The sequence below is a fragment of the Streptococcus mitis subsp. hohhotensis genome, from assembly GCF_000722775.1.
Classification (GTDB): domain Bacteria; phylum Bacillota; class Bacilli; order Lactobacillales; family Streptococcaceae; genus Streptococcus; species Streptococcus carlssonii.
Genome location: NZ_JPFZ01000011.1, coordinates 34,123 through 52,733, shown reverse-complemented (window position 1 = coordinate 52,733; position 18,611 = coordinate 34,123). Strand labels below are relative to the sequence as shown.

Annotated in this window: 10 protein-coding genes and 1 pseudogene; all 11 read left to right on the top strand. The window is 40.5% G+C overall.

Annotated features, from left to right (window positions below; all coding sequences use genetic code 11):
- Positions 1 to 365: 365 nt before the first annotated feature.
- On the top strand, positions 366 to 8,636 hold the full coding sequence (locus SK608_RS08360; protein ID WP_033678169.1) for a MiiA motif-containing surface protein: 8,271 nt from the start codon (positions 366 to 368) through the stop codon (positions 8,634 to 8,636).
- Positions 8,637 to 8,844: 208 nt separating this feature from the next.
- On the top strand, positions 8,845 to 9,654 hold the full coding sequence (locus SK608_RS08355; protein WP_033678167.1) for a PspC-like choline-binding domain-containing protein: 810 nt from the start codon (positions 8,845 to 8,847) through the stop codon (positions 9,652 to 9,654).
- A gap of 121 nt (positions 9,655 to 9,775) precedes the next feature.
- Positions 9,776 to 10,654: a mevalonate kinase gene (mvk, locus tag SK608_RS08350; RefSeq protein ID WP_033678165.1), complete on the top strand. Its 879-nt coding sequence runs from the start codon at positions 9,776 to 9,778 to the stop codon at positions 10,652 to 10,654.
- A pseudogene (gene mvaD, locus SK608_RS08345) lies at positions 10,636 to 11,588 on the top strand (diphosphomevalonate decarboxylase). Before mvk ends, mvaD begins: the two are co-directional and overlap by 19 nt.
- Positions 11,575 to 12,582: a phosphomevalonate kinase gene (locus tag SK608_RS08340; RefSeq protein WP_033678163.1), complete on the top strand. Its 1,008-nt coding sequence runs from the start codon at positions 11,575 to 11,577 to the stop codon at positions 12,580 to 12,582. Before mvaD ends, SK608_RS08340 begins: the two are co-directional and overlap by 14 nt.
- Positions 12,566 to 13,576, top strand: a complete 1,011-nt coding sequence (gene fni / locus SK608_RS08335) for a type 2 isopentenyl-diphosphate Delta-isomerase (protein WP_033678161.1) — start codon at positions 12,566 to 12,568, stop codon at positions 13,574 to 13,576. Before SK608_RS08340 ends, fni begins: the two co-directional genes overlap by 17 nt.
- 76 nt (positions 13,577 to 13,652) lie before the next feature.
- A complete protein-coding gene (gene liaF, locus SK608_RS08330; protein ID WP_001224649.1) occupies positions 13,653 to 14,351 on the top strand; it encodes a cell wall-active antibiotics response protein LiaF in 699 nt (232 codons plus the stop codon).
- Positions 14,348 to 15,343: an envelope stress sensor histidine kinase LiaS gene (locus SK608_RS08325; RefSeq protein ID WP_033678159.1), complete on the top strand. Its 996-nt coding sequence runs from the start codon at positions 14,348 to 14,350 to the stop codon at positions 15,341 to 15,343. Before liaF ends, SK608_RS08325 begins: the two co-directional genes overlap by 4 nt.
- A 13-nt stretch (positions 15,344 to 15,356) precedes the next feature.
- Positions 15,357 to 15,989: a response regulator transcription factor gene (locus tag SK608_RS08320; RefSeq protein WP_033678156.1), complete on the top strand. Its 633-nt coding sequence runs from the start codon at positions 15,357 to 15,359 to the stop codon at positions 15,987 to 15,989.
- A 277-nt stretch (positions 15,990 to 16,266) separates the two neighbouring features.
- Positions 16,267 to 17,175, top strand: a complete 909-nt coding sequence (locus tag SK608_RS08315; RefSeq protein ID WP_033678152.1) for a C40 family peptidase — start codon at positions 16,267 to 16,269, stop codon at positions 17,173 to 17,175.
- Between the two features lie 97 nt (positions 17,176 to 17,272).
- On the top strand, positions 17,273 to 18,457 hold the full coding sequence (locus SK608_RS08310; protein WP_033678150.1) for a cell wall-binding repeat-containing protein: 1,185 nt from the start codon (positions 17,273 to 17,275) through the stop codon (positions 18,455 to 18,457).
- The last annotated feature ends 154 nt before the right edge of the window (positions 18,458 to 18,611 follow it).

Genomic DNA, 18,611 nt, shown 5'->3' with positions numbered 1-18,611 from the left:
GAAGATGCAGATGAAAGCTGACGTGGTTTGAAGAGATTTTCGAAGAGTATTGGTATCTGATAAGCTTTACTTTCATAGTTTTCTACTTTTTGACACTCAAAAGGGATGAGTTAGCTGTAGGTAAAATTAATATATTCTTCATAAGTATTCAAAAAATGGCATTTATCATAGTTTTGAAGAAAATGGGGATTTTATTTTTAGTGCAACATTATAATATGATGAATGATTGAAATCCTGAAATATTCTGAAAATACTGGAAAAAATAAAAAATAATTAATATAATTGACAAATCTGCTTATATAAATTATAATGTTGAGTGTATGTGTATTACATGCTATTTTTAGGAATCAAAAGGAGAAAATGTAGTGTATTTTAATCGTAAAAATGCAGAGCAAAAGAACTGGAGAATGATCAAAAAAGGAAAGCACTTCCTATTCGGTTGTTCTCTTGTTTTTGCGGTCGGAGCTAGCTTAGCTACTCAAGTGGTTCACGCAAACACAGCAGAAACTACTGTACCAAACAACTCGACTACTGGGGATGTTAACCCTACACCGAACGGAGATGGCAAGACTTATGAGGCACCTGCTGCTGTAGCAGAAATCAAGCCAGAAGTTACTACAACACCAGCTGTAGCAGCAAAACTTGATGGAGAAACTGCAAAAGAAGTTAAAGCTTTAGATAAAACTAAACTTGAAAACTACATTGCAGAAATCGAAGCAAAATTAGCTAACGGAACGTATGATAACAAAACAGAAGAGAGTGTTGCGGTATTAAAAGCTGACTTAGAAGCTGCAAAAGCTACATTAGCAAACGCAACAACTCAAGATGAAATCACAAAAGCTTACAATAAACTTGTAACTACAGCTAACACTAAATTAAAAAATAAACCTGTAGCGAAAAAAGAAACTCCAGCAGTAGACACTACTAACGGAAAAGAAACTGTAGGTAAAACAGCAGAAAATACTGAGAAAAAATCAGAATCTAACTCAATCGAAAACACAGGCTCTAACGACCCACGTAACGGTAAAGGATTAGATAAAAATAATGCTTTTAGAGCGGAAGTTGCCTATTCAGAAGGTACAAATGCAGCCGCAAATGGTCATAGTGATGCCTATATCCTTAATGATGTTAATAGATACACGTCTACAGATGATGCTGTTAATGTAGTTTCTAGAGTTACAAATTATAAAGTTAAATATAATAAAGACGCTAGTGGGAAGATTACTTCATTAGATTGGCTTGTCTTTTATAATGATCATGCAGAAAATCTAGCTAATGTGTATAATACAGATGGAGGAGATGTATATCGAAATTTCATCCAAATTCCTGCAGAAGTTAATATGCCAACTAGCATTACACGTGCAAAATATAACTCTCCAATCAACCCTAAATTTATAAATGGAAAAGTTCAACGTATAAAACCTGATGGTTCAGCGTTGAGTAATTCTGTAACGTTTGAAAATCCAGCACCAGCTACAGCTGCTGGATTACCATTAGACAAAAAAGATACCTTTGCTCTGGCATCTGGTTGGGAAAGTACTCTCTATGGCCGTTCCATCGAAAAACTTGCCGGTCAGGAGGACAGATATTTCAAGAGTGCGTCGTCTGATTCTTCTCCGAGAACTAAAGAGTTAGTATACGGTGCTGCCTTGAATGACAAACGTTTGATTGTGGATCGTTCGACTACGGGTGGTTCAGGGTATGATGGCTATGTATGGAGTTTTAGAACTGCAGTTCCTGAAACAACAACTAACGAACAGTTAAAAGATATGAAGGTTGTGTTTGGTATGATGCGTAGTGCTACTGCAGGCGCTAATGCAGGTTTCGCCAACATTGCAACTAACCCTGTGAAAATGTGGCAGTCTGATATTTCCACACCTACAGCGAAAGATCAAACTGTAAAAGTTGGAGCAAAACCAGATGCGACAAAATCAATTGGAAACTTTGACACTCTTCCACAAGGAACAACAGTTAAGTACAAGGATACAGTTGATACAAAAACTCCAGGTGAAAAACCAGCAACAGTAGTTGTAACTTACCCGGATACATCTACAAAAGAAGTTCCTGTAAAAGTAATTGTTGAAAAAGAAGCAGTAGCACCAGCTAAGCCAGTTACTCCAAAACCAGAAGCACCAAAACCAAGCACGCCAGCGGCAGGTGCAGCGACTAACAAACCAGCGGCAGGTGCAGCGACTAACAAACCAGCAGCAGAGGCAGAGACTAGAGGTCCAGAAATTGTCAATGATTTGGCAGGCAAAGCAAGTACTCCAGCTGATGTGACAGTTAAAGCACCAGCAGGTTCAACTGTTAAGCTTTACAACACAGATGGTGTCGTAATCGGTGAAGCTGTAGCTAATGCCCAAGGTGTAGCAACTGTTCACCCTACAAACAGTCTTCCAGCAGGAGAGATTACAGCTACTTCAACACCAGCAGGTGGTAAAGAGTCAGCTAAGAGTGCACCGATTACGGTTACAGCATCACCAGTAACTGTTAAGGATGGTGGTGTGACTGGTAACAATGACACTAGACTATTGGTAAGTAAGTCAGAGATTACAGTATATCCTGGCGATAACATTGATATTGATGTTGTAGCTCAAGCTACAGCTTTAGAGAAATTTTCGGTTGAGAAAAATCCGACAGCTATTAAAGGTGTAGTGCCATCAGGGGGGTACCTAGGATCTTCAAATGGAGCTACGATTAGACAACGTGATGCTAAGTATAGTGGTACTGTTGCAATGGACCAGCCAGCAGGAACAACTGAGGTTGTTTTTCATGCGAAGAATCGAGATAAACCAACAACGATATACAGAGCACTTATAGTAAATGTTCTTGAGACAGCTAAGAAATATGAACCAGTTGCAGGTAAAAAAGTAGATGTTGCGGATTCTAACAATCTTAGTGGAGATGACAAGAGCAAGGTCATCGCCGCTGTTAAAGCTGCTAATCCAAGTCTTCCAGCAGATTCACAATATAGTGTCGATGAAAAAGGAAACCTTACGATCACTTATCCTGATGGATCAACAGATAAGATTGCAGCAGCATATCTGGTCAATAAAACAGCTCCAGCAGTTTCAGCAGTAGCTCCAACAGTAGAAATTCCATACTCAAATAAAGCTACTAAAGAAGTTTATGTATATGGTGGAGAAGAAAATTCATTCGATATCAAATTCAAAGATGATAGTGGAAAAATTGCAAGTGCTACTGTAAACGGTGGAGGAAACCAACCATTTAAACCAGTTGCAGGTGAAGAAAATAAAATTAACGCTCAATATGGATATACAGCGAATAAAATTACTGCTGAGACACCAGCAACAGATACAAATCCAGCGGTGATTACTTATAGAGGTACTCCAGCAGCAACAGATGGTTTGAAACAAGAAACCTTAGATGCAGCAACTAAAGGAGAGAACCCACAAGGTATGGCTTTAGGATGGCGTTATGCTACTGCAACTGATGCTGATGGAGCATCTATCGAAAATAGAGCAGTAGGTTCTTCAAATGCAACTGATCCAGGTTCATTCCGCGTCATGCTTAAGCCACAAACTCAAAAATATGATATTACAATACCAGCAGAAACTGAAAAAGTAGTAGTAGCTAATCCATCTGCAGTAACAGATGCAGAATTTGCTAAAGTTAAAGAAAAACTTAAAATTGAGTTTTCTAAAACTAATAATGATGCAAACTTAGCAAAAGACCAAGGTAAAAATGTTGAGGATAAGGATGCTAAAATAAAAACTATCGAGAAGGTAGGAAATGATTTAGTAGTTACTTATAAAGATGGTTCTCAAGATAAGAAACCATTGTCAGAATTTGTAACTAAAGAAACTGCAGTAGTAGCTCCAACAGTTGAAGTTCCATACTCAAATGCTGCCAAACGTCAAATCTATGTTTACACAGGAGAAAACACAGATTTAACATTCACAGGTAAAGATGAAACGACAGTTAAAGACTTATACTTACGTGGACCAGGTGGTGTTACAGGAGTTAATGCTGCAGACTACGGATTTACAGTAGGTAAGATTGATAACGGTGCTGTTACAAACGGAGAAGGAACAGTATCTAAAGATAAAAGAACAGCAACGATCAAGATGACTGGTGTAACTACTCTTAAAGCTCCAAACCAATGGACAAGTTTCATTGAAGCTAAAGATAGTGATGATGCTAAATCTATGACAGGTGCAGACTACAATGCTACAACTGATGATGCAGTACGTCAACAAAAACCAGGATATGTTAACTTCATCGTTAAATCTCAAACAGACAAGTACGATATTAAGGCACCAACTGAAAAAGTAGCTGTAGCAGATCCAGCTAACGTAACAGATGAAGAGTTCGATACAATCAAAGCAAAATTAAAACTTGAGTACAATAAGTCTAATGACGATGCGAATATCTCAAAAGATGCTGATGTTGCAGATCAAAATTCTAAAATTGCTTCAATAGAAAAAGATGCTAAAGGAAATCTTGTAGTAACATACACAGACGGTTCAAAAGACACAAGACCATTATCAGAGTTTGTTGGAGTAGCACCAACAGTAGAAGTTCCATACTCAAATGCTGACAAACGTCAAATCTATGTTTACACTGGTGAGAATACTGACCTAACATTCACAGGTAAAGATGAAACGACAGTTAAAGACTTGTACTTACGTGGACCAGGTGGTGTTACAAATGATAACGCTACACAGTATGGATTTACAGTAGGTAAGATTGATAATGGTGCTGTTACAAACGGAGAAGGAACAGTATCTAAAGATAAAAGAACAGCAACTATTAAGATGACAGGTGTTACAAATCTTAAAGCTCCAAACCAATGGACAAGTTTCATTGAAGCTAAAGATAATGAAAACATCAAATCAATGACAGGTGCAGACTACAATGCTTCGACTGACGATGCAGTACGTCAACAAAAACCAGGATACGTTCAATTTGTTGTTAAATCTCAAACAGATAAGTACGATATCAAAGCTCCAACAGAAAAAGTTGCCGTAGCAGATCCAGCTAACGTTACAGAAGCAGAATTAGCTAAAATCAAAGAAAAACTACAACTTGAGCACAAGAAAGATAACGACGATGCAAATATCTCAAAAGATGCTCCAGTTACAGATAAAGATGCTAAGATTAAATCAGTAACAAAAGATAATAAAGGAAATCTTGTAGTAACATACACAGATGGTTCTACAGATAAAAAACCATTGTCAGAATTTGTAACCAAAGATACAGAAGCTCCAGCTAAACCAGTTGTAGAAACAGATCTAACAGATAAAGCCGGAACTAAGACACCAGTTGAAGTGACAGCAGAACCAGGATCTAAGGTTGAGTTGTTCGACAAAGACGGTAACAAGATTGGTGAAGGTACAGCTGATGAAAATGGTAAAGCTACTATTACCCCAACTAAAGATATTCCAGCCGGTAATGTAACAGCGAAAGCAACAGATCCAGCAGGCAATGTGTCAGAGCCAAGCACACCAGAAAAAGCAACAGCAGATACAACAGCACCAGCTAAACCAGAAATCAAAACAGATCTAACAGATAAAGCCGGAACTAAGACACCAGTTGAAGTGACAGCAGAACCAGGATCTAAGGTTGAGTTGTTCGATAAAGACGGCAACAAGCTTGGTGAAGGCGTAGCAGACGAAAACGGAAAAGCTACAATCACACCAACGAGAGAGCTTCCAGCAGGAGACGTAACAGCGAAAGCAACAGATCCAGCAGGAAATGTGTCAGAACCAAGTGTTCCAGCAACCGCAACTAAGGATACCACAGCTCCAGCTAAACCAGAAGTTAAGACAGATCTAACAGATAAAGCAGGAACTAAGACACCAGTTGAAGTAAGTGCAGAACCAGGATCTAAGGTTGAGTTGTTCGATAAAGACGGCAACAAGCTTGGTGAAGGCGTAGCAGACGAAAACGGAAAAGCTACAATCACACCAACGAAAGAGCTTCCAGCAGGAGACGTAACAGCGAAAGCAACAGATCCAGCAGGCAATGTGTCAGAGCCAAGCACACCAGAAAAAGCAACAGCAGATACAACAGCTCCAGCTAAACCAGAAATCAACACAGATCTAACAGATAAAGCAGGAACTAAGACACCAGTTGAAGTAAGTGCAGAACCAGGATCTAAAGTTGAGCTATTTGATAAAGATGGTCACAAGCTTGGTGAAGGCGTAGCAGACGAAAACGGAAAAGCTACAATCACACCAACGAGAGAGCTTCCAGCAGGAGACGTAACAGCGAAAGCAACAGATCCAGCAGGAAATGTGTCAGAACCAAGTGTTCCAGCAACCGCAACTAAGGATACCACAGCTCCAGCTAAACCAGAAGTTAAGACAGATCTAACAGATAAAGCAGGAACTAAGACACCAGTTGAAGTAAGTGCAGAACCAGGATCTAAAGTTGAGCTATTTGATAAAGATGGTCACAAGCTTGGTGAAGGCGTAGCAGACGAAAACGGAAAAGCTACAATCACACCAACGAGAGAGCTTCCAGCAGGAGACGTAACAGCGAAAGCAACAGATCCAGCCGGTAATGTATCAGAACCAAGTGTTCCAGCAACCGCAACTAAGGATACCACAGCTCCAGCTAAACCAGCGGTAACACCAGTTGTAGATCCAAGTAACTTGACTGAAGCAGAAAAAGCTAAGGTAGCAGACGAAGTTAAGAAATCAAACCCAACAGTAACAGATGTTAAAGTTGGCCAAGATGGTACGACAACTGTAACCTTCCCAGATGGTAGCACAGCCGTTATTCCATCAGGTGATACAGTTAAGAAATCATCAGATAACGCAGTTAAGGATCCAGCGGTAACACCAGTTGTAGATCCAAGCAACTTGACTGAAGCAGAAAAAGCTAAGGTAGCAGACGAAGTTAAGAAATCAAACCCAACAGTAACAGATGTTAAAGTTGGCCAAGATGGTACGACAACTGTCACTTACCCAGATGGCACAACAGCAGTTATCCCAGCAGATAAGGCAGTTAAGAAATCATCAGATAATGCAGTTAAGGATCCAGCGGTAACACCAGTTGTAGATCCAAGCAACTTGACTGAAGCAGACAAAGCTAAGGTAGCAGATGAAGTTAAGAAATCAAACCCAACAGTAACAGATGTTAAAGTTGGCCAAGATGGTACAACAACAGTCACTTACCCAGATGGTACAACAGCCGTTATTCCATCAGCTGATACAGTTAAGAAATCATCAGATAATGCAGGTAACGATGTGGTTAAACCAGCAGATAAGACTGTGGTAGCGAACCCAGATAAACTTACAGATGCTGAGAAGAAAGCCATCGAAGACAAAGTTAAAGCTGTAAATCCAGGTGCGACTGTAGTAGTAGACGATAAAGGAAACGTTACAGTGACAACGCCAGCAGGAAACACAGCAGTGATTCCAGCAGCAGACTTAACTAAGTCAGCTGAAGATGCAGCTAAGCCAAATGCAGGTAACGATGTGGTTAAACCAGCAGATAAGACTGTGGTAGCGAACCCAGATAAACTTACAGATGCTGAGAAGAAAGCCATCGAAGACAAAGTTAAAGCTGTAAATCCAGGTGCGACTGTAGTAGTAGACGATAAAGGAAACGTTACAGTGACAACGCCAGCAGGAAACACAGCAGTGATTCCAGCAGCAGACTTAACTAAGTCATCAGAAGACGCAGCTAAGCCAAATGCAGGTAACGATGTAGTTAAACCAGCAGATAAGACTGTGGTAGTGAACCCAGATAAACTTACAGGTGCTGAGAAGAAAGCCATCGAAGACAAAGTTAAAGCAGTGAATCCAGGTGCGACTGTAGTAGTAGACGATAAAGGAAACACTACAGTGACAACACCAGCAGGAAATACAGCAGTGATTCCAGCAGCAGACTTAACTAAGTCATCAGAAGATGCAGCTAAGCCAAATGCAGGTAACGATGTAGTTAAACCAGCAGATAAGACTGTGGTAGCGAACCCAGATAAACTTACAGATGCTGAGAAGAAAGCCATCAAAGACAAAGTTAAAGCTGTAAATCCAGGTGCGACTGTAGTAGTAGACGATAAAGGAAACGCTACAGTGACAACACCAGCAGGAAACACAGCAGTGATTCCAGCAGCAGACTTAACTAAGTCAGCTGAAGATATCTTTAAACAACGTCCATATGTACCATCAAATGGTGGAGGCAATAACAGTGGTAACGGTAAAGGAACTTCTGACAATAACGCAGCTAATAACACTGATGAAAAAGTGAATAAAGCTAAGTTAGAAGGTGCTATCCATCAATTAGATGAATTGATCATTAAAGAATCAGCTAAGCTTGATGCAGAAACTGCAAAAGAAGCGAATGACTTATTAGCAGATGCTAAGAAAGTATTTGCCAATGCAGACGCAAGTCAAGCAGAAGTGGATGCAATGGTTAAACGTATCGAAGACTTCATGGCGAAAGTTTCTCCATCAACTGATCATGTAACTCCAGCTACTGCTCAAGCAGCAGCTAATGCTGGTCAAACAGCATCAGCACAAGTAAATGCGCGTAAAGCAGCTAAAGAATTGCCAAATACAGGTACAGCAGATTCTACTGTAGCTATGGTAGCAGCTGCCGCAAGTGCATTACTTGGTCTTGGTCTTGCAGGCCGTCGTCGTAAAGAAGACGAAGAAGCTTAATTGGTAGATTGTTTGATAAACATCAGATGATAAGTTTGATTTTCAAAGCTTAGACAAGTATCTCTCATAAGAAAATCTCCTAGCAGGGAAGCCTGCTAGGAGATTTTACTAGTGAATCAAATGCTAGTTCATTATTATATGATTTTAAAACCGTCATATTGACATACAATTTAATTTTTACTATAATTCTTGCAGGAGGATAGTTCTAATGAAAATAGTAAAAAAATTGATGCAAATCGCATTAGCAGTCTTTTTCTTCGGTTTGCTAGCAACAAGTGCAGTATTGGCGGATGGTGCTGATTCAGAAGGCTGGCAATTTGTCCAAGAAAATGGTAGAACCTACTACAAGAAGGGGGAACTCAAAGAAACCTACTGGCGAGTGATTGATGGTAAGTACTATTATTTTGATCCTTTATCTGGAGAGATGGTTGTCGGCTGGCAATATATACCTGCACCACACGAAGGGGTTACGATTGGTTCTTCTATAAGGCAAGATATTGCTTTTAGACCAGATTGGTTTTACTTTGGTCAAGATGGGGTACTACAAGAATTTGTTGGTAAGCAAGTTTTAGAAGCAAAAACAGCTACAAATGTCAACAAGCATCATGGGGAACAATATAATAGTCCAGCAGAGAAACGAGTCTATTATTTTGAAGATCAGCGTAGCTATCACACTTTAAAAACTGGTTGGATTTATGACGAGGGACACTGGTATTATTTACAGAAGGATGGTAATTTCGATGCTCGTATCGACAGTTTAACGGTTGGGGAGCTAGTGCGTGGCTGGACCAATGATAACTCAACTTGGTACTATTTAGATCCAACAACTGGCATCATGCAAACAGGTTGGCAATACCTTGGTAACAAGTGGTATTATCTTCGTTCATCAGGAGCTATGACAACTGGTTGGTTCCAGGTCGGTAGTAAATGGTACTACGCTTATAGCTCAGGTGCTTTAGCAGTGAATACCACTGTAGATGGCTACTACGTCAACGATGATGGCGAATGGGTTCAATAATGAAAGAGGCGATTGTGAAGGAAACAATCGCTTTTTTTGTGAAAATATAATAAAATAGATAGGAAAGAATAAATACTTGTATGAAAAATGGGACGGCTTTTTCGTCTAGCAAAAGGGAAAAATGACAAAAAAAGTTGGTGTCGGTCAGGCACATAGTAAGATTATTTTAATAGGGGAGCATGCGGTCGTTTACGGCTATCCTGCTATTTCCTTGCCTCTTTTAGAGGTGGAGGTGACTTGTAAGGTGATTCCTGCAGCGAGTCCTTGGCGTCTCTATGAGGAGGATACCTTGTCCATGGCGGTGTATGCTTCGCTGGAGTATTTAGATATCAAAGAGGCTTGCATTCGCTGTGAGATTGACTCGGCTATCCCTGAAAAACGGGGAATGGGTTCGTCGGCTGCTATCAGCATAGCGGCTATTCGTGCGGTATTTGACTACTATCAGGCAGAACTGCCTCATGATGTACTAGAAATCTTGGTCAATCGGGCGGAGATGATTGCTCATATGAATCCAAGTGGTTTGGATGCCAAGACCTGTCTCAGTGACCAGCCTATTCGCTTTATTAAGAACGTAGGATTTACAGAGCTTGAGATGAATCTATCTGCCTATTTGGTCATTGCAGATACGGGCGTCTATGGTCACACTCGTGAAGCCATTCAAGTGGTTCAAAACAAGGGCAAGGATGCCCTGCCGTTTTTGCATGCCCTGGGAGAATTGACCCAGCAAGCAGAAGAAGCGATTTCACGAAAAGATGCTGAAGGACTGGGACAAATCCTTAGTCAAGCGCATTTACATCTAAAAGAAATTGGTGTTAGTAGCCCTGAGGCGGATTCTCTAGTTGAAACGGCTCTTAGCCATGGTGCTCTGGGTGCCAAGATGAGCGGTGGTGGGCTAGGAGGCTGTATCATAGCCTTGGCAACCAATTTGACTCAAGCTCAAGAACTAGCAGAAAGATTAGAAGAGAAAGGAGCTGTTCAGACATGGATAGAGAGCCTGTAACAGTACGTTCTTACGCAAATATTGCTATTATCAAATATTGGGGAAAGAAAAAGAAAAAGAGATGGTGCCTGCTACTAGCAGCATCTCTCTGACTTTGGAAAACATGTACACAGAGACGGCCCTGTCGCCTCTACCGACGGATGCGACTGCTGATGTTTTTTACATCAATGGTCAGCTACAGAGTGAGGCGGAGCATGTCAAGATGAGCAAGATTATTGATCGTTACCGTCCAGCTGGTGAGGGCTTTGTTCGAATTGATACTCAAAATAATATGCCTACGGCAGCGGGCTTGTCATCAAGTTCTAGTGGTTTGTCTGCCTTGGTCAAGGCTTGTAATGCTTATTTCAAGCTTGGATTGACTCGGAGCCAGTTGGCACAGGAGGCTAAGTTTGCCTCAGGCTCTTCCTCTCGGAGTTTTTATGGACCACTAGGTGCTTGGGACAAGGATAGCGGAGAAATTTACCCTGTAGAGACAGACTTGAAACTAGCTATGATTATGTTGGTGCTAGAGGATAAGAAAAAACCAATCTCTAGCCGTGACGGGATGAAACTTTGTGTGGAAACCTCGACGACCTTTGATGACTGGGTGAGTCAGTCTGAGAAGGATTATCAGGATATGCTGGTTTATCTCAAGGAAAATGACTTTACCAAGGTTGGGGAATTGACTGAAAAAAATGCCCTGGCTATGCACGCTACGACCAAAACAGCATCACCAGCCTTTTCTTATCTGACGGATGCAAGCTATGAAGCCATGGACTTTGTCCGCCAGCTTCGTAGACAAGGGGAAGCCTGCTACTTTACCATGGATGCTGGTCCCAATGTCAAAGTCCTCTGTCAAGAGAAAGACTTGGAGCATTTATCTGAAATCTTCGGTCAACGTTATCGCTTGATTGTGTCAAAAACAAAGGATTTGAGTCAAGATGATTGCTGTTAAAACTTGCGGAAAACTTTATTGGGCAGGTGAGTATGCTATTTTAGAGCCAGGACAGTTGGCCTTGATAAAGGCCATTCCCATCTATATGAAGGGCGAGATTGCTTTTTCTGATAGTTACCGTATCTACTCAGATATGTTTGATTTCGTAGTGGACTTGACACCAAATCCTGACTACAGCTTGATTCAAGAAACAATTGCTTTAGTGGAAGATTTCCTCGTTTATCGTGGGCAGACCTTGCAACCTTTTTCTCTAGAAATTCGTGGAAAAATGGAACGAGAAGGGAAAAAGTTTGGTCTTGGTTCTAGCGGTAGCGTCGTTGTCTTGACTGTCAAGGCTTTACTGGCTCTGTATGATGTTTCAGTTGATCAGAATCTCTTGTTCAAACTGGCTAGTGCTGTCTTGCTCAAGCGCGGAGACAATGGTTCTATGGGAGACCTTGCCTGTATTGTGACAGAGGAATTGGTTCTTTACCGGTCGTTTGATCGTCAGAAGGTAGCTGCTTGGTTGGAAGAAGAAAAGTTGGAGACTGTTTTAGAGCGTGATTGGGGCTTTTCAATTTTACAAGTGAAACCAACTTTAGAATGTGATTTCCTAGTGGGATGGACCAAGGAAGTGGCTGTATCGAGTCACATGGTCCAGCAAATCAAACAAAATATCAATCAGAATTTTTTAAGTTCCTCAAAAGAAACGGTAGCTGCTTTGGTAGAAGCCTTGGAGCAGGGGGAAGCAGAAAAAATGATCGAGCAAGTAGAAGTAGCCAGCAAGATCTTAGAAGGCTTGAGCGCGGATATTTACACGACTTCGCTTAGACAGTTGAAAGAAGCCAGTCAAGATTTGCAGGCTGTTGCTAAGAGTAGTGGCGCTGGTGGCGGTGACTGTGGGATTGCCTTGAGTTTTGATGTGCAATCAACTGAAACATTAAAAAATCGCTGGGCCGATCTGGGGATTGAGCTCTTATACCAAGAAAGGATAGGACATGACGACAAATCGTAAGGATGAGCATATCCGCTATGCCCTTGAGCAGAAAAGTTCCTATAATAGCTTTGATGAGGTGGAGTTGATTCATTCTTCCCTGCCTCTTTACGACCTGGATGAAATCGATCTGTCGACAGAATTTGCTGGTCGAAAGTGGGACTTTCCTTTCTATATCAATGCCATGACGGGTGGAAGCGATAAGGGAAGAGAAATCAATCAAAAGCTGGCTCAAGTGGCGGAAGCCTGTGGTATTTTATTTGTAACGGGTTCTTATAGCGCAGCCCTAAAGGATCCTACAGATGCCTCATTTTCTGTCAAGTCTAGCCATCCAAATCTCCTTCTTGGAACCAATATTGGATTGGACAAGTCTGTCGAGTTAGGACTTCAGACTGTAGAAGAGATGAATCCTGTTCTCTTGCAGGTGCATGTCAATGTTATGCAGGAATTACTCATGCCTGAGGGAGAAAGGAAGTTCAGAAGCTGGCAATCGAATCTAGCAGACTATAGTAAACAAATCCCTGTTCCAATCGTTTTAAAGGAAGTGGGCTTTGGAATGGATGCCAAGACCATTGAAAGAGCCTATGAACTGGGTGTTCGAACCTTTGACCTGTCAGGCCGTGGTGGCACCAGTTTTGCTTATATCGAAAACCGCCGCAGTGGCCAACGTGATTATCTCAATCAATGGGGTCAGTCCACCATGCAAGCTCTTCTCAATGCTCAAGACTGGAAAGACAAGGTCCAACTCTTGGTTAGTGGAGGTGTTCGCAATCCGCTGGATATGATTAAGTGCTTGGTCTTTGGGGCTAAGGCTGTAGGACTGTCTCGAACAATTCTGGAATTGATTGAAACCTATTCAGTCGAAGAAGTGATTGATATTGTCCAAGGCTGGAAAGCAGATATACGCTTGATCATGTGTGCCCTTAATTGTGTCACCATAGCAGGTTTGCAAAGCGTAGATTACATTCTTTATGGAAAATTAAAAGAAGCAAAAGATCAGATGAAAAAGGCGTAACCACCGCCTTTTTTCCATCTTCAGACCGAGGTGACTTTTTTGAATTGTGATAAAATAGAAGGTAGAGGATATGTGTATGAGAAAATTTAAAATCTTTTTATTTATCGAAGCCTGTCTTTTGACAGGAGCTCTGATTTTGATGGTATCAGAGCATTTTTCGCGTTTTCTGCTGATTTTATTCCTCTTTTTGCTTTTGATTCGCTATTACACTGGTAAAGAGGGCAATAATCTTCTTTTAGTGGTGGCAACCATTCTCTTCTTTTTCATCGTCATGCTCAATCCTTTTGTGATTCTAGCTATTTTTGTTGCGGTTATCTATAGCCTCTTTCTTCTTTATCCAATGATGAACCAGGAAAAAGAGCAGACAAATTTGGTGTTTGAAGAGGTGGTAACGGTTAAGAAGGAGAAAAATCGTTGGTTTGGAAATCTCCATCATTTTTCAAGCTACCAAACTTGCCAGTTTGATGATATCAATCTCTTTCGTCTCATGGGCAAGGACACTATTCATCTGGAGAGGGTCATCCTAACCAATCATGACAATGTCATTATTCTCAGAAAGATGGTAGGAACGACCAAAATCATTGTACCTGTAGATGTGGAAGTCAGTCTCAGCGTTAACTGTCTCTATGGTGATTTGACTTTTTTCAACCAGCCCAAGCGAGCCCTCCGCAATGAACACTATCATCAGGAAACGAAAGATTATCTCAAGAGTAACAAGAGTGTCAAGATTTTCTTGACCACTATGATTGGCGATGTTGAGGTGGTTAGAGGATGAAAAAACAAGCTTATGTAATCATTGCCATTACCTCTTTCCTGTTTGTCTTATTTTTCTCCCACAGCTTGTTGGAAATGCTTGACTTTGGCTGGTCTATTTTCCTGCACGATGTCGAAAAAACAGAAAAATTTGTCTTTTTGTTGTTGGTGTTCAGCATGTCCATGACCTGTCTCTTAGCCTTATTTTGGAGAGGTGTTGAAGAGCTTTCTCTAAGAAAAATGCAGGCTAATCTCAAGCGTTTATTAGCAGGACAAGAAGTGGTTCAGGTTGCAGATCCAGATTTGGATGCCAGTTTCAAGTCCTTGTCAGGTAAACTTAATCTTTTGACAGAAGCTCTTCAAAAAGCTGAAAATCACAGTCTTGCTCAGGAAGAGGAAATCATCGAGAAAGAACGGAAGCGGATTGCTCGGGATTTGCACGATACAGTCAGTCAGGAGTTGTTTGCGGCCCACATGATTTTGTCAGGTGTCAGCCAGCAGGCTTTGAAATTGGATAGAGAAAAGATGCAGACCCAGTTGCAGAGTGTCACAGCTATTTTAGAAACAGCCCAGAAGGATTTGCGGGTCTTGCTCTTGCATTTGCGACCGGTTGAGCTGGAGCAGAAGAGTCTGGTTGAAGGAATCCAAATTCTCCTAAAAGAGCTTGAGGACAAGAGTGATCTCAAGGTTAGTTTCAAGCAAAATGTGACGAAATTGCCCAAGAAAATCGAGGAGCATATCTTCCGTATCCTGCAAGAGTTAATCAGCAATACCCTCCGCCATGCCCAGGCATCTTGTCTGGATGTCTACCTCTATCAGACGGATGTTGAATTGCAACTGAAGGTGGTGGACAATGGAATTGGTTTTCAGTTAGGGAGTTTAGATGACTTGAGTTATGGACTACGCAATATCAAGGAGCGGGTTGAAGATATGGCAGGGACGGTTCAGTTATTGACAGCTCCCAAGCAAGGGCTGGCAGTTGATATCCGTATTCCCCTCCTAGATAAGGAATGATAAAGGAGTAAAGATGAAAATTTTACTAGTAGATGACCATGAAATGGTCCGATTGGGCTTGAAAAGCTACTTTGACCTCCAAGATGATGTAGAAGTTGTGGGTGAGGCTGCAAATGGGTCTCAAGGTATTGACTTAGCCTTGAAATTGCGTCCAGATGTTATTGTCATGGATATCGTCATGCCTGAAATGAATGGAATTGACGCGACTTTGGCCATCCTCAAAGAATGGCCTGAAGCCAAGATTTTGATTGTGACTTCTTACTTGGACAATGAAAAAATCATGCCGGTTTTGAATGCTGGTGCCAAAGGCTATATGCTCAAGACTTCTAGTGCAGACGAACTGCTCCATGCCGTCCGTAAGGTGGCTGCTGGCGAGTTGGCTATTGAACAAGAGGTCAGCAAGAAGGTCGAATACCATCGCAATCACATAGAACTACATGAGGACCTGACTGCGCGTGAGCGAGATGTGCTCCAACTCATCGCCAAGGGCTATGAAAATCAGCGCATCGCCGACGAACTTTTTATCTCTCTCAAGACGGTCAAGACCCACGTGTCCAACATTCTTGCCAAACTTGAAGTCAGCGATCGTACCCAGGCTGCAGTCTATGCCTTCCAGCATCATTTGGTGGGGCATGAGGAGTTTTAGTAGTTATATAAAATAATGTTGGAGAAATGACTTAATTTAGTATCAAAGAAGCGAGTGAGTAGCTATAGAACGATAAAATATTTTTTTCACAATGTTTTTATGTTATTTGTTGACATTCATTTTATAGGGGAGTAAAATAGAGTTAGAAATAGATAAAATAATATATTAATTATAAAAAGATTAATATAACTCGAAAGGAGGTTAAAATCATGTCTCCGTAAATTATCAAAATAAGGTCACTAGAGCGTTAAGGAATTTTGAAGAAAGGATTTTTGTCATGAAAAAATATATTACTTATGCAGCGTTATTACTTACTTCAGGAGCTTTGTTATCAACTACTTATGTAGTTAATGCAGAAACTACAACGTCTACCACTAAAGTGACTACATCACAAACAACTTCACAGTATACAAGCGAGAAAGAAGCAATTGATCAACTTGTTAAAGAAGGTAAAATTAAGGTTGAAGATGCAGAAAAAGTTAAGTTGGTAGGATTTTCTCCTAGAGAATTAACGCAAGTAGAAGGCGATCAAGAAAAAATAGCATTTAATCAAAATAGAGATTCAAAAGGGACTTGGATGAAAACAGATGGTCGCTGGTGGTTCAAATATACTTCAGGTGGGTATGCTAAACATTGGGAATTGTTAGATGAGAAATGGTATTATTTTGATGATCAAGGTTGGATGAAATCAAATGAGTGGATTAACCCAGATGGTAATTGGTATTATCTTTCAAATGATGGTTCCATACTAACTGATTACAATAGAGTTAATGGGAAACCTTATTTCTTCAGATCTAACGGTGTTTGCGTAGAAAATAAGGGGCAAGCAATTGCTGAATATGCAGAAACCTTTGTAGGTACATTACCTTATAAATATGGAAAAGCTACTTTAGATAAGAATATCGGTGCTGATTGTTCTGGATTCACTCAAGCAATCCATGCCAGCTTTGATATTTATATTGGTAGGACAACTGAAGAACAAGCTACAGGAGGGAAATTTATATATAGTGGCTCACAACTTCCTGGAGATTTAATATTGTACAATACCGACCAAGGTTCAAATCAACATGTAGGTATCTACGTTGGAGGTGGAAAAGTTGTTCATGCCCCAATTGAAGGTCAGAAAGTTTCTTATATGGATGCTTACTATCTATCATATTCTGTAAGTAGAAGATACTGGGAATAGAAATATGCTTACAATACATGGAAAATTTTTAAAGTATTAAAATAAGAAAAGTTAAACGGACAGCAACTTTAAATTTTCATGACAGGAGGAAATGGCTATGAAAAAATCTAAATTACTCACACTTGGTTTGCTTGCAGGTGCTGGCCTACTATTGTCTATCAATCAAGCACAGGCTGCAGATACTTGGGTTAAAAATGGTGCTGACTGGAATCTTTCTCAAGATGGTAGTCTCGCTAAAAATAAATGGGTACAAAACGCTGGTTCATGGTATCACTTCGACAGCACTGGTAAAATGCAGACAGGCTGGCTCAAAGACGGCAATACATGGTATTCACTAGCAGATAGTGGTGCTATGCGCACTGGTTGGTACAAGGAAGGTAACACATGGTACTCCCTAGCAGATAGTGGCGCCATGCGTACAGGTTGGTACAAAGAAGGGTCTACTTGGTACTATCTTCGTTTTAGTGGTTCTATGATGACAGGTTGGGTGTTCATAGATGGTAATTGGTATTATTTTGAACAATCAGGTGCAATGGCCTCTGATAGAGTTGTAAATTCTAGTGATGGGACAGGCTATATTCTCAGCAAGGATGGCCATATGTTCACTTTACAAAATAGCCCTTATAAAAATGGTGACATTGTTCGTTTAGGTGATGGATATGAATATCTGATTACAGCAAAATTTGACGGAAATAACTTTACTGATGTTATCGTGGATAAAAACACTTGGTATATCAAACCTGAGTTCAAGAAGTTTTCCGACAAATATGGGGATCAAGTTTCCAATACGATGTTGGCTTTAGTGGATAATAAAGAAGAAGGACAAGAAATTGATCCTAAAGCTGTTATTCGAAATTTCCAAAGTCTACCAGGTCGATATTATTTTGGAGCAGATGGTCGTAGAGTGACACCACTTCCAGAGATGACAACTAGATCAGAAATCAAAAAAGTTGGCAATGATCTTTATCTAGAAGACCCAGGTGTACGACTTAGACTTCCATCTACTAACTTCACAATCAATAACAATAAACTATACCATTTAGATAATGGACAAGGTAAGCTTAAAACAGGTTACTTTGTATTGATTGATGACGGTATGTCTACAACCCACTATCATTTCCTTGTATATGCAGACCAATCTGGTGAGGTTCTTAAGATGAAACGCTTGCCATCAAGATTTTCAGATTATTTTGACAAAGAAATCGATGGTTTCTATGGTCAAAAAATTAAGATTACACAGCCAAATAAGTATGAATATTACAAGGTTCTTGTGGTTAAATAATACAAAACGAATCGCCTAATGAGGGATGTGTGGGCGATTCGTTTTTTACTGTAATCAGCCATTATTAAACATCTTTTATAAGATTATATTCGAAACCTAAAGAAAACTAAGAAGAAACCGTACCTCCCCTATCATTGAAAAGCGCATTCGTTAC